Annotated in this window: 14 protein-coding genes; 10 read left to right on the plus strand and 4 right to left on the minus strand. The window is 67.2% G+C overall.

The features are described from left to right. The first annotated feature begins 60 nt into the window (after positions 1 to 60). From hisB to L2U69_RS17880, 7 genes are read left to right on the plus strand one after another with little or no spacing between them, the layout of a single operon-like run. The gene (gene hisB / locus L2U69_RS17850; protein WP_236108490.1) at positions 61 to 660 is read left to right on the plus strand and encodes an imidazoleglycerol-phosphate dehydratase HisB; all 600 of its coding nucleotides are present in this window, start codon (positions 61 to 63) and stop codon (positions 658 to 660) included. Beyond that, positions 660 to 1,019 (plus strand): DUF2628 domain-containing protein, encoded by a 360-nt coding sequence (locus L2U69_RS17855; protein WP_236108491.1) that lies wholly within the window; start codon positions 660 to 662, stop codon positions 1,017 to 1,019. The genes hisB and L2U69_RS17855 overlap by 1 nt, the downstream gene beginning before the upstream one ends. Further along, on the plus strand, positions 1,016 to 1,675 hold the full coding sequence (gene hisH, locus L2U69_RS17860; RefSeq protein WP_236108492.1) for an imidazole glycerol phosphate synthase subunit HisH: 660 nt from the start codon (positions 1,016 to 1,018) through the stop codon (positions 1,673 to 1,675). The genes L2U69_RS17855 and hisH overlap by 4 nt, the downstream gene beginning before the upstream one ends. Beyond that, complete coding sequence (gene hisA / locus L2U69_RS17865) at positions 1,672 to 2,403, plus strand: 1-(5-phosphoribosyl)-5-[(5-phosphoribosylamino)methylideneamino]imidazole-4-carboxamide isomerase (RefSeq protein ID WP_236108493.1); 732 nt, start codon at positions 1,672 to 1,674, stop codon at positions 2,401 to 2,403. The genes hisH and hisA overlap by 4 nt, the downstream gene beginning before the upstream one ends. Next, entirely contained in the window at positions 2,403 to 3,161 is a 759-nt protein-coding gene (gene hisF / locus L2U69_RS17870; protein ID WP_236108494.1) for an imidazole glycerol phosphate synthase subunit HisF, read from the plus strand. The genes hisA and hisF overlap by 1 nt, the downstream gene beginning before the upstream one ends. 10 nt (positions 3,162 to 3,171) lie before the next feature. Further along, on the plus strand, positions 3,172 to 3,498 hold the full coding sequence (locus L2U69_RS17875; protein WP_236108495.1) for a phosphoribosyl-ATP diphosphatase: 327 nt from the start codon (positions 3,172 to 3,174) through the stop codon (positions 3,496 to 3,498). Positions 3,499 to 3,531: 33 nt separating this feature from the next. Then, positions 3,532 to 3,897 carry a histidine triad nucleotide-binding protein gene (locus L2U69_RS17880; protein ID WP_236108496.1) on the plus strand — a complete coding sequence of 122 codons (366 nt, stop codon included), beginning with the start codon at positions 3,532 to 3,534 and terminating at the stop codon, positions 3,895 to 3,897. A gap of 1 nt (position 3,898) precedes the next feature. On the opposite strand, the gene holA is transcribed toward L2U69_RS17880, so the two are convergent. The 4 genes from holA to L2U69_RS17900 form a co-directional block, all read right to left on the minus strand. After that, positions 3,899 to 4,936, minus strand: coding sequence for a DNA polymerase III subunit delta (holA, locus tag L2U69_RS17885; RefSeq protein ID WP_236108497.1), 1,038 nt, complete (start codon positions 4,934 to 4,936; stop codon positions 3,899 to 3,901). Between the two features lie 19 nt (positions 4,937 to 4,955). Next, positions 4,956 to 5,513 carry an LPS assembly lipoprotein LptE gene (gene lptE / locus L2U69_RS17890; RefSeq protein WP_236108498.1) on the minus strand — a complete coding sequence of 186 codons (558 nt, stop codon included), beginning with the start codon at positions 5,511 to 5,513 and terminating at the stop codon, positions 4,956 to 4,958. A 10-nt stretch (positions 5,514 to 5,523) separates the two neighbouring features. Beyond that, positions 5,524 to 8,115, minus strand: a complete 2,592-nt coding sequence (gene leuS, locus L2U69_RS17895) for a leucine--tRNA ligase (RefSeq protein WP_236108499.1) — start codon at positions 8,113 to 8,115, stop codon at positions 5,524 to 5,526. Between the two features lie 141 nt (positions 8,116 to 8,256). Further along, a complete protein-coding gene (locus L2U69_RS17900) occupies positions 8,257 to 8,802 on the minus strand; it encodes a DUF3576 domain-containing protein (RefSeq protein ID WP_236108500.1) in 546 nt (181 codons plus the stop codon). A gap of 324 nt (positions 8,803 to 9,126) precedes the next feature. Between L2U69_RS17900 and L2U69_RS17905 the strand changes: the two genes are divergently transcribed. The 3 genes from L2U69_RS17905 to L2U69_RS17915 all read left to right on the plus strand — a co-directional run. Further along, positions 9,127 to 10,161: a porin gene (locus tag L2U69_RS17905; protein ID WP_236108501.1), complete on the plus strand. Its 1,035-nt coding sequence runs from the start codon at positions 9,127 to 9,129 to the stop codon at positions 10,159 to 10,161. A 139-nt stretch (positions 10,162 to 10,300) separates the two neighbouring features. Further along, on the plus strand, positions 10,301 to 11,125 hold the full coding sequence (locus tag L2U69_RS17910; RefSeq protein WP_236108502.1) for a sulfotransferase domain-containing protein: 825 nt from the start codon (positions 10,301 to 10,303) through the stop codon (positions 11,123 to 11,125). 93 nt (positions 11,126 to 11,218) lie between these two features. Beyond that, a partial coding sequence (locus L2U69_RS17915) for an acetyl-coenzyme A synthetase N-terminal domain-containing protein (RefSeq protein WP_329605426.1) occupies positions 11,219 to 11,468 on the plus strand: 250 nt, incomplete at its 3' end.

Here is an 11,468-nt window from a genome sequence, read left to right on the forward strand (position 1 = left end):
TATGGCCTATCGCGGCGGCCCATGCTAAAGGGGCGCCATACGTTCAACCGAGGGAAAGCCATGCGGACCGCCACGATCGCCCGCAAGACCAAGGAGACCGAAATCTCGGTCACCATCAACCTGGACGGGACCGGCCGCTACAAGGTCTCGACCGGGGTCGGCTTCCTCGACCATATGCTCGAACAATTGTCGCGCCATTCCCTCATGGATCTCGAGGTGACGGCGAAGGGCGACACCCACATCGACTTCCACCATGTCACCGAGGACACGGGCATCGCCATCGGCGAAGCCTTCTCCAAGGCGCTGGGCGACCGCAAGGGCATCCGGCGCTATGGCGATGCGCTGATCCCCATGGACGAGACCCTGACCCGCGTCGCGCTGGACTGTTCCAACCGCCCCTATCTGATCTGGAAGGTGCATTTCACCCGCGACAAGCTGGGCGAAATGGACACGGAACTGTTCAAGGAATGGTTCCAGGCCTTCGCCCAAGCGGGCGGAATCACGCTCCATGTCGAGAATCTCTACGGCGAGAACAATCACCATATCGTCGAGAGCAGCTATAAGGCGCTGGCCCGCGCGCTGCGCGCGGCGTCGGAGATCGACCCGCGCGCCACCGGCGCCGTGCCCTCGACCAAGGGCGTGCTGGGCGGCACCCTGTGATGCGGGCCGTCGCCTATACGGTGCACCCCGGCAACTCGGGCGCGGAACTGGTGGCGGAACGCTTCTCCTTCACGGCCTTCCTGTTCACGCCGGTGTGGCTGCTGGCCCATGGCGCCTTCCTGGCGCTGGGGATCTGGGCCGGGGTCGTCATGGCCGGGATCGCCGGTGCCATCTTCCTGCTGCCGGGCAGTCCGCTGCCGCTCTTCGTCTATCTCGGCGCATCCCTCTATGTCGGGCTGGAAGCGGGGGAGGTCCGCCGCCGCCTGCTCGCCAGGGCGGGCCGGCCGGCGGTCAAGGTGGTGATGGCCGAAACCCTGGGCGAGGCCGAGGACCGCGTGGTGCTGGGGGCGCGGTCATGAGTGCCGCGCGTCCCGCCGTCGCCATCGTCGACTATGGCGCGGGCAACCTGCGCTCCGCCGCCAAGGCGTTCGAGCGCATGGGCGCCGACGTCGGCCTTCGTCCCGACCAGGTGGTGGTGACCGACAGGCCGGAAGTGGTCGCCGCCGCCGACCGCGTCGTCCTGCCCGGCGACGGCGCCTTCGCCCATTGCAAGACCTCCATCGCCGCCATCCCCGGCATGATGGACGCCCTGCACGAACAGGTGGTCGAGAAGGCCCGGCCCTTCTTCGGCATCTGCATCGGCATGCAGTTGATGGCGACCGAGGGGCACGAGCACGGCCATCATGCCGGCTTCGGCTGGGTGCCCGGCACCGTCGACCGGCTGACGCCCGTCGATCCCGCCCTGAAGATCCCGCACATGGGCTGGAACAACCTGCATGTCCGCCACCACCACCCGGTGATGGGCCATGCCCGGTCCGGCGAACACGCCTATTTCGTCCACAGCTACGCCCTGCAGGTCGAACGCGACGAGGATCTGGTGGCGACCGCCGATTATGCCGGACCGGTCACCGCCATCATCGCGCGCGACAATATGTTCGGCACCCAGTTCCACCCGGAGAAGAGCCAGTCCTTCGGCCTGTCGCTCATCGCCGGCTTCCTCAGGTGGCGCCCGTGATTCTCTACCCCGCGATCGACCTCAAGGGCGGCGAATGCGTCCGTCTGGCCCAGGGCGACATGGCCCGTGCCACGGTCTACAACCCCGACCCCGGCGCCCAGGCCGCCGCCTTCAAGGCCCAGGGCTTCGAATGGCTCCATGTCGTCGATCTCGACGGCGCCTTCGCCGGCACTTCGGTGAACGCCCGGGCGGTCGAGGCGATCCTGGCGGCGACGGACGTGCCCGTGCAGCTCGGCGGCGGCATCCGCAGTCTCGAAGCCGTGGCCAATTGGCTGGCGCGCGGACTGGCCCGGGTGATCCTGGGCACGGCGGCCTTGCGGGATCCGGATCTGGTGATCCAGGCCTGCAGGCTGTTCCCCGGCCGGATCGCCGTCGGCATCGACGCCCGCGACGGCATGGTCGCGGTCGAAGGCTGGGCCGAGACCTCCGAGATCACGGCGATCGACCTCGCGAAGCGCTTCGAGGATGCGGGCGTCGCCGCCATCATCTTCACCGACATCGCCCGCGACGGCCTGCTGACCGGGGTCAACGTCGCCGCGACGGCTGCACTCGCCGATGCGGTGACGATCCCGGTCATCGCCTCGGGCGGTCTCGCCGGCCTCGGCGACATCGAGGCCCTGATGGCGGTCGAGGGCACGCCCATCGCCGGCGCCATTTCGGGCCGCGCGCTCTATGACGGCCGGCTCGACCCCGCCGCCGCCCTGGCCCTGACCAGGAAGGCGGCCTGATGCTGAAGTCCCGCATCATCCCCTGCCTCGACGTCCACAACGGGCGCGTGGTGAAGGGCGTCAATTTCGTCGACCTGCGCGATGCCGGCGACCCGGTCGAACAGGCGCGGATCTACGACGCGGCGGGTGCCGACGAACTCACCTTCCTGGATATCACCGCCTCCAGCGACGACCGCGCCATCATGCTGGACGTGGTGCGCCATACCGCCGAACAGGTGTTCATGCCGCTGACGGTCGGCGGCGGCGTCCGCACCCTCGACGACGTCCGCCAACTCCTGCTGGCGGGGGCCGACAAGGTCTCGATCAATTCCGCCGCCGTCGCCCGCCCCGATTTCGTCCGCGAGGCGGCGGAAACCGTGGGCAGCCAGTCGATCGTCGTCGCGATCGACGCCAAGGCGGACGGCCCGGGCAAATGGCAGGTCTATACCCACGGCGGGCGCCGCCCCACGGGCATCGACGCGGTCGAATGGGCCCGACGCATGGTGGAATTGGGTGCCGGCGAGATCCTGCTCACCTCCATGGACCGGGACGGCACCAAGGCCGGTTTCGACATCGGCCTGACCCGCACCGTCTCCGACGCCGTCACCGCGCCGGTGATCGCGTCGGGCGGCGTCGGCACCCTCGACCATCTGGCGGATGGCGTGACCGAGGGCCACGCCTCGGCCGTGCTCGCCGCCTCCATCTTTCATTTCGGCACCTATTCGATCCGCGAAGCCAAGGAACACATGGCATCGCGCGGCGTGCCGATGCGGCTCTGAGGACGGCACCATGGGCGATCCCGCGATCCTGGACCGGGTCTACCGGGTCATTCAGTCACGCAAGGGCGCGGACGCGGCCAACAGCCATGTCGCCCGCCTCTTCGCCAAGGGCCGCGCCAAGATCGCCCAGAAGGTCGGCGAGGAGGGCGTGGAGGCCGCGCTGGCCGGGGTCGCCGGCAGCGACGACGAACTGGTCGGCGAGGCGGCGGACCTGATCTTCCACCTCTTCATCCTGCTGGCCGAACGCGACATCGAACCCGCCGCCGTCTGGGCCGAACTGGAAGCCCGCGAGGGCAAGTCGGGGGTCGAGGAAAAGGCGTCCCGCCCCCATATCTGAGTGAGACCAGCGTCGATCGTCGGGAGCTTCGCCATGACCTATGATCCCAACAACGTCTTCGCCAAGATCCTGCGCGGGGAGATCCCCTGCACCAAGATCCACGAGACCGACCACACCATCGCCTTCCACGACATCCGTCCCCAGGCACCGGTCCATGTGCTGGTGATCCCCAAGGGGGCCTATGTCTCCTTCGACGATTTCTCGTCGCGGGCGTCCGATGCGGAGATCGCCGATTTCGTCCGCGCGGTGGGTGACGTCGCCCGTCTCGTCGGGGTCGACGGCTCCGGCTACCGCCTGATCGCCAACCACGGCGAGAACAGCCACCAGGAAGTCCCCCATTTCCACATCCACATCGCCGGCGGCCACGCCCTCGGCCCCATGCTGATGAAGATGGGGTGAGCTACCGCCGCGCGGCGCGGGCGGCGACGCCGGCGATGCGCATGAGGGCGCGGGCGGTCAGGGCATCGGCCGGGTTGCCCGTGGTCTTGCAGTCCAGTTCCGCCTCGACCAGCAGGTCGACGGCGTCGAGCAGGCGCTGCCCGCTCCAGCGCGGCAATTGCTGCTTGAAGGCGCGGTCGCGGGGAAAGCGGATGGGCGGGCGCATGGCGCCCAGCGCCTGATCCAGCGACAGGCCGCCGTCCATCAGGGCGCGCGCATTCTGCAGCAGCAGCGTCTGGCGCGAGACGGCACGCAGGATGGTGATGGCATTCTCCCCCGCCTGACGGCAGCGTTCGAGACTGCGCTCGAGCCGCGCCATGTCGCCACCCAGGCAGGATTGCACCACGTCGTCGATGCCGATCTCGGAGGCATCGCCGACGGCGGCGCGAACGTCGTCCAGGCTCACCTGACTCGCCCCCGGCCCCATGTAGAGCACCAGCTTGTCCAATTCCCCGCGCGACAGGGCCCGGTCGGCGCCGAGCCGGTCGAGCAGCCATTGCCGGGCCGCCGGCTCGATCTCCAGCTTGGCCGCCCGCAGCACCGAATCGACCAGTTCGTCGAGGGAGGCGGCATCGTCGGCATAGCAGGGCAGGGCGGCTGCGTTGCGCGCCTCCTCCACCGTGGTGCGGAGCGTGCTGCGCCGGTTGGGCAGGTCGCCCGCCTCGGCGACGATCAGGGCATCCCCCACCGGATCCTCCAGGAAGCCCGCGATCAGCTTGGCGTGCTTGTCGGCGATGTCGCGGAGCCGGATCACCCGGCGACCGCCCATCATGGAGATTGCCGCCGCCTCGTCCGCCAGGCGCGCGGGATCGCCGTCGAGCATGGCGCCGGTCAGTTCGGTCACGCGGAAGGGGTCATTCAGGTCGGGCACCACGGTCCGCGCCAGTTTCGCCGCGCGTTCGCGTACCAGGCCGCCGTCCGGCCCGAACAGAAGGACCACGCGCATCGCCGGATCGGGCTTGGCGACGAAACGGTCGATGGCGGCGCCGGCGATCTTCATGGGCGTTGCGGCCCGCCGGTCAGCCGTTGCGCCGGGTTTCGAGGAAGGAGGCGATGCGCGCCCGGATCTCGTTGGCCAATTGGTCGGAAGCGCGGCGATAGGCGTCCTGCTGGGCCGTGATCGCGGCATATTCCGAGGCCGGCACGCTGTAGGCCGTGGTGGCGCGCGCCAGTTCGTTCATCACCACCTGCCCCGAGGCGACGTCGACGAGGCGCAGCTTGCCCCTGAAGGTCACCGTATAGCGGGTGATGGAGGCGTCGGTCTCGATCAGGCCGCCGAGTTCCAGGGTCTCCAGATCGACGTCGAGGCGATAGCGCGGGTTCTGGGCCGAGCGCCCGCCCGAGATCTTGTCGATCAGGTCGTTGCGCAGGATCTGGCCGGTGCGGTCGTCGCGAATCGGCGCGATGGCGACGGAGCCGAGCAGCGCCTCCGCCTGTTCGGAGGTCGAGCGCACGCCGTACATGGGCTGAAAGCCGCAGCCCGAAAGCCCGACGCCGAGCGCCGCCGCCCCCGCCAGCAGGATACGGCGAAGGGATCGGGATCCAACGGCTGCCGGCGTTGCGGCTGGGGACGGCATGGGCATCGGTTCAGGCCACGATGTTGACGATACGGCCGGGAACAACGATGACCTTGCGCACCGGGCGCCCGTCAATCGCTTTCTGCACGGTTTCGAGCGCGAGGGCCATTTCCTCGAGCACCTGCCTGTCCGTGTCCGGCGCGACGGCGATGGTGCCGCGCAGCTTGCCCTGGACCTGGACCGCGATGGTGATTTCGTCGTCCGCGGCCAGGGCGGCGTCGGCGACCGGCCAGGGGGTCGCCACCAGCATGGTGTCCCGGCCCAGCAGGGACCAGAGTTCCTCCGCCAGATGGGGCATCATGGGCGCCACCATCTGGACGATGGTCTCCAGCGCCTCGCGCGTCGCCGCCGGGCTGGCGCCGGCCTTGCCCGTCGCTCCAGCCTTGCCCAGGACCGCGTCCTGCACCGCATTGGCGTATTCGTAGATGCGCGCCACGGCCTTGTTGAAGTGGAAGGCTTCGATATCGGCGGTGACGCCGGCGATCGTCTTGTGGGTGGCGCGGCGCAGATCCGAATCCTCGTCGCCGAAGGCCGTGTCACCCACGGGGCCCAGCCGTTCCAGCCCTTCGGTCACCATGCGCCACAGGCGCTGGGCGAAGCGCCAGGCGCCTTCGATGCCGCCCTCGGTCCATTCGAGGTCGCGCTCGGGCGGGCTGTCGGACAGCATGAACCAGCGCGCGGTATCGGCGCCGTAGCGTTCGATGATGTCGTCCGGATCGACCACGTTCTTCTTCGACTTCGACATCTTCTCGACCCGGCCGAGGGTCACCGCCTCGTCGCTGCCGAGCCGCACCAGGGCACCGTCGTCATTGGTCGTGACGTCCGCCGGATTCAGCCATTCGCCGCCCGCCGACCTGTAGGTCGCGTGATTGACCATGCCTTGGGTGAACAGGCCGGCGAAGGGTTCGGCGATGCCGATATGACCGGTTGCCTGCATGGCCCGCGTATAGAAGCGGGAATAGAGCAGATGCAGGATCGCATGCTCGATGCCGCCGATATACTGATCGACCGGCAGCCAGTAGTCGACCGCCGCCCGGTCGAAGGGCTGGCCCTCGACATGGGGCGAGCAGAAGCGCGCGAAATACCACGACGAATCGATGAAGGTATCGAAAGTGTCGGTCTCGCGCCGGGCCGGCTTGCCGCAGGTCGGGCAGGCGACGTGCTTCCAGGTCGGATGGCGGTCGAGAGGATTGCCCGGCTGGTCGAAACTGACGTCGTCCGGCAGGGTGACCGGCAGTTGATCGTCGGGCACCGGCACGATGCCGCAGGCGTCGCAATGGATGACCGGGATCGGCGCGCCCCAGTAACGCTGGCGCGATACGCCCCAGTCGCGCAGGCGGTAGGTGACCGTGCCCTCGCCCGCGCCCAGTTCCTTCACCCTGGCGATGGCGGCGGTCTTGGCCTCGGCGGTGCCGAGGCCGTTCAGGAAGTCGGAATTATAGAGCGTGCCGTCGCCGGTATAGGCTTCGGTGCCGACCGCGAAACTCGCCGGATCCTCGCCCGGGGGCAGGACGACGGGCGTGACCTCCAGCCCGTACTTGCGGGCGAAATCGAGGTCGCGCTGGTCATGCGCCGGGCAGCCGAAGACGGCGCCGGTGCCGTAATCCATCAGCACGAAATTGGCGACATAGACGGGCAGGGTCTCGTCCGGCTTGAACGGATGCTGGACCTCGAGACCGGTATCGAAGCCGAGCTTCTCGCCCTTCTCGATCTCTTCCTCGGAAGTGCCGCCGCGCCGGCATTCGGCGCAGAAGGCGGCCAGCACCGGATCGGCCTTGGCCAGCGCGGCCGCCACCGGATGATCCGCCGCGATGGCGACGAAGGCGGCGCCATAGAGCGTGTCGGGGCGTGTCGTATAGACCTCGACCGATTCGGCGGGCGCGCCGCCCTTGAAGCGGAAGGCGAGACGCGCCCCCTCGGACTTGCCGATCCAATTGTCCTGCATCAGCCGGACCTTGGACGGCCAGCGCTCCAGCCCGTCCAAGCTTTCCAGCAGTTCGTCCGCGAAATGGGTGATCTTCAGGAACCATTGCGACAGCTTGCGCCGCTCGACCAGGGCGCCGGAGCGCCAGCCCCTGCCGTCGATCACCTGTTCGTTGGCAAGGACCGTATTGTCCACCGGATCCCAGTTGACGAAGCTTTCCTTGCGATAGGCGAGGCCCGCCTTCAGGAAGTCGAGGAACAGCTTCTGTTCGTGACGGTAGTAGGACGGATCGCAGGTCGCGACCTCGCGGCTCCAGTCCAGCGACAGGCCCATGGACTTGAGCTGATCGCGCATGGTGGCGATGTTCTTGTAGGTCCAGTCCGCCGGGTGGACCTTGCGCTCCATCGCCGCGTTTTCCGCCGGCATGCCGAAGGCGTCCCAGCCCATGGGGTGCAGCACGTTGAAGCCGCGCGCCCGCTTGTAGCGCGCCACCACGTCGCCCATCGCGTAGTTGCGCACATGGCCCATGTGGATGCGCCCCGACGGATAGGGGAACATCTCGAGCACGTAATATTTGGGAAGGCTGGTGTCGTCGCCTGCGCGGAAGGCGTCCGCCGCCTCCCAGGCCGCCTGCCATTTCTTTTCGGCGGCGCGCGGGTTGTAACGCTCGTTCGACATGGGGAAGGATCGGCTCTCTGCTCACTGCCCTTGCGGGCTCGACGAAGTGACAGAGATATAGGGCGTCGGCTCGACCGGTGGCAAGCCATCTGTCCCCGCCCCTGCCCGGTCCATGCACCCGGGCGGGGAAGGGTCGCGACCCTATTCGCCGATGCTCTGGATGCGCAGCTGGCGGGCGCGCGTGAGAATCGCGTTTTCGAGCTGGCCCACGGTCTCGGCCGCCACGGGGATGTCGATCCACTGGCGCTCCGGCCCGATCTGCTGGCGGAACAGCGCGACCTTCAGGCCGTCGGCGCGGAGCCGCCGGTCGAGAATGTAGACGGTCGCCTTCATCCGCTCCGACGGACGGTCGGGCGAGGAATACCAGTCGGTGATGATCACGCCGCCGAAGGGATCGGCCGAGGCGAGCGGCATGAAGGACAGCGTGTCGAGCGAGGCGCGCCACAGCAGCGCATTGACGCCGATGCCGCTGCCGCTCTGATCGACCGGCTTGCCGTCGCCGCCGAAGAGCACGAGACCGTCTTCGCCGAAGATGCTGCCCGATCCATTGCCGGTCGGCACCGGGCTGGTCTTACCTGAGGGCTGGCGCTCGGGATATTGAGCCTGCGTCTCGACCGTGTCGCAGCCGGCGACCGCGAGGATGAAAACCAGTGAAACGAGAGCGCCGCTCGAACGCAGTCCCTTCATGAATATACCCTCATCCTCTCGAAATCGGTGGCCGGCCGGGCGGCACGGCGACTGCCTTTCATTAAGGGATGGACTTCCGCAAGGCAATGGCGGCCCTGGTCCCGCCGCGCCGTTTTGCGGATTTTATCGCGCAGGCGGCGTTCGCCGGCCGGCCGGGCGGGTGTTACGCATGTGCAACAGGGGTGACGGAATGTCCTCTCGGGTCGCGGAAACCCGGGCCGTTTCGCTTGACCAAAGCCCCCCCTCGAAATGTAAATCGACGCGTGAGATCCGACCTTGGATCCCCGGGGGCCACTCCCGGCAACCTCACAGTGAATCGAGGGGATGATGAAGAAGCTTCTTTTGGGCACGACGGCCCTTGCCACCGCCGCGCTGCTTTCCGCCGGCACCGCCAACGCCGATGGCCTGACCATGAAGGTCGAAGGTTACTTCCAGGGCGCGATGATCTTCGGTGACAACGGTCTGCCGAACTCCCGCGGCGTTTCGTTCCGCGACTGGAACAACGAGATCCACTTCAAGGCCGAAGGCACCGCCGACAACGGCCTGACCTACGGCTTCCGCATCGAGCTGGAAGGCAACACCACCGGCGACCAGATCGACGAGCAGTACCTGTACCTGAAGGGCGCCTTCGGTCAGATCATCTTCGGTGAAGACGATGGCGCTTCCGAGAAGATGGGCTACATCTCGCCGGCTCCGGACAACAACGGCATCCTGTCGGTCAACACCGGTAACTTCGTCTTCGGTTCGACCCCGACCACGGTCAACAACACCGGCGACGGCGTGAAGCTGACCTACATCACCCCGCGCATCGCCGGCTTCCAGCTCGGCCTGTCCTATGCGCCGGAAGCCTGCGAAGAGCGTCAGGGCTGCCTGGTCAACGAGTTCGGCCTGGACAACGACGGCCTGGGTGGCCAGCAGTTCTCCGCCGGCCTGAACTTCTCCAAGGAGTTCTCGGGCGTGTCGCTGGGCGTGTCCGGCACCTACGCCTGGACCGAGAACGAGCTGGGCGGTTCGGATCTCGACTCCTACGGCTTCGGCCTGAACCTCGGCTTCGCGGCCGGCGCCGGCGAGATCACCGCCGGTGGTTCGTACCTGATGATGGACTTCGGTGCGATCGAGATCGAGTCCTACGACGCTGGTATCCAGTACGCCCAGGGCCCGTTCACGGTCGGCGTGCAGTCGATCTGGCAGGACTACGACTTCCCGAACACGGAAGTCTGGGCGGTGTCCGTCGGTGGTGGCTATGAAGTCGCCACGGGCCTGGGCGTGTCGGCCGGTTACATCCACTACGACCGCGACTCGGGCCTGGCTGCCCAGGACTCCGACGCGTTCCTGATCGGTACCATGCTGTCGTTCTGATCCAGAACATACAGTCGAGGCGAAGGGCGGGGATTTCCCCGCCCTTTTGCTTTGCTTTTTCACGGCGCGAAACGCCCGCCGGTCTTGTCTTGGCGATTCATCCTGCCGATATTGCCGGTCGTATTCTCAGGAGACCGAAATGGGCGGGTTGATCTGGTTGGCGTCTTACCCGAAGTCCGGCAATACGTGGCTGCGGACCTTCCTGCACCACCTTCTCATCAATCCGCCGGCGCCTCTGCCACCCGATACCCTGTCGCGCTTCACCATCGGCGATCATCACCGCGCCTGGTACGACAAGGTGGCCGGCACCTCGACCTGGGGCTGGCCGGAGACGGAAATCAGCAAGCTGCGCCCGCGCGCCCAGGCCCTGATGACCGGCGCCTTTCCCGATTCCGTCTTCATCAAGACCCATTCCATGCTGGGCGAGAAAGACGGCATTCCCTTCATCATTCCGGAGGCCACTTCCGGCGGCATCTATGTCGTGCGCGATCCCCGCGACGTCGTCATTTCCGCCGCCGATCACTATGGCCTGACCATAGACGGCATGATCGAGCGCATGCGCTCCTCCTCCGCCGGGACCGGCGGAACCCAGGACTCCATCACCACCCATCAGGGCAGTTGGTCCGAACATGTGCTGAGCTGGACCCATACCCCCATGCCTGGCTTCCATGTCGTACGCTACGAGGACATGGAGCAGAAGCCGATGAAGACCTTCGGCGGCATCGCCCATTTCCTGGGCCTGAAGCCGCCGCGCGACCGGCTGGAACGGGCGATCAAATTCTCGTCCTTCAAGGTGCTGCAGAACCAGGAGGCCAAGCACGGCTTCAAGGAACGCAGCGAATTTTCCCAGAAATTCTTCCGCGTCGGCAAGTCCGGCCAATGGAAGGACAAGCTGACGCCGGAACAGGTCGCCCAGATCGAGCACGACCACGGCGAACAGATGCGACGATTTGGCTATCTCTAACCGCGCCGACTACAACTTTCGGTCAACTTGCCCCGGCCTGCCCGCCCGCCCATAATCCGCGCCAAAGAGAAGCGGCCAATGCGGGAGGACAGCATGAGCCAGGATATCTACCCCGTGCCGTCGAGCTTTGCGTCGAGAGCGAAGGTGACGGCATCGGATTACGCGTCGGGTTACCGGCGCTCGATCGAGGATCCGGTGGGGTTCTGGTACGAGGCGGGGCGGCGCCTCGACTGGATGACGCCCTATACGCTGGACGGCGTGAAGGACGTCTCCTTCGGGCCCGGGGACGTCCACATCCGCTGGTTCCACGACGGCAGGCTGAACGTCGCCGCCAACTGCCTCG

Origin of the sequence: Zavarzinia marina (genome assembly GCF_021568905.1) — a bacterium.
Lineage (GTDB): Bacteria > Pseudomonadota > Alphaproteobacteria > Zavarziniales > Zavarziniaceae > Zavarzinia > Zavarzinia marina.

Coding starts and splice junctions, on each gene's coding strand:
- hisB (WP_236108490.1), top strand. CDS start 61: ATGCGGACCGCCACGATCGCCCGCAAGACCAAGGAGACCGAAATCTCG.
- L2U69_RS17855 (WP_236108491.1), top strand. CDS start 660: ATGCGGGCCGTCGCCTATACGGTGCACCCCGGCAACTCGGGCGCGGAA.
- hisH (WP_236108492.1), top strand. CDS start 1,016: ATGAGTGCCGCGCGTCCCGCCGTCGCCATCGTCGACTATGGCGCGGGC.
- hisF (WP_236108494.1), top strand. CDS start 2,403: ATGCTGAAGTCCCGCATCATCCCCTGCCTCGACGTCCACAACGGGCGC.
- L2U69_RS17875 (WP_236108495.1), top strand. CDS start 3,172: ATGGGCGATCCCGCGATCCTGGACCGGGTCTACCGGGTCATTCAGTCA.
- L2U69_RS17880 (WP_236108496.1), top strand. CDS start 3,532: ATGACCTATGATCCCAACAACGTCTTCGCCAAGATCCTGCGCGGGGAG.
- holA (WP_236108497.1), bottom strand. CDS start 4,936: ATGAAGATCGCCGGCGCCGCCATCGACCGTTTCGTCGCCAAGCCCGAT.
- lptE (WP_236108498.1), bottom strand. CDS start 5,513: ATGCCGTCCCCAGCCGCAACGCCGGCAGCCGTTGGATCCCGATCCCTT.
- leuS (WP_236108499.1), bottom strand. CDS start 8,115: ATGTCGAACGAGCGTTACAACCCGCGCGCCGCCGAAAAGAAATGGCAG.
- L2U69_RS17900 (WP_236108500.1), bottom strand. CDS start 8,802: ATGAAGGGACTGCGTTCGAGCGGCGCTCTCGTTTCACTGGTTTTCATC.
- L2U69_RS17905 (WP_236108501.1), top strand. CDS start 9,127: ATGATGAAGAAGCTTCTTTTGGGCACGACGGCCCTTGCCACCGCCGCG.
- L2U69_RS17910 (WP_236108502.1), top strand. CDS start 10,301: ATGGGCGGGTTGATCTGGTTGGCGTCTTACCCGAAGTCCGGCAATACG.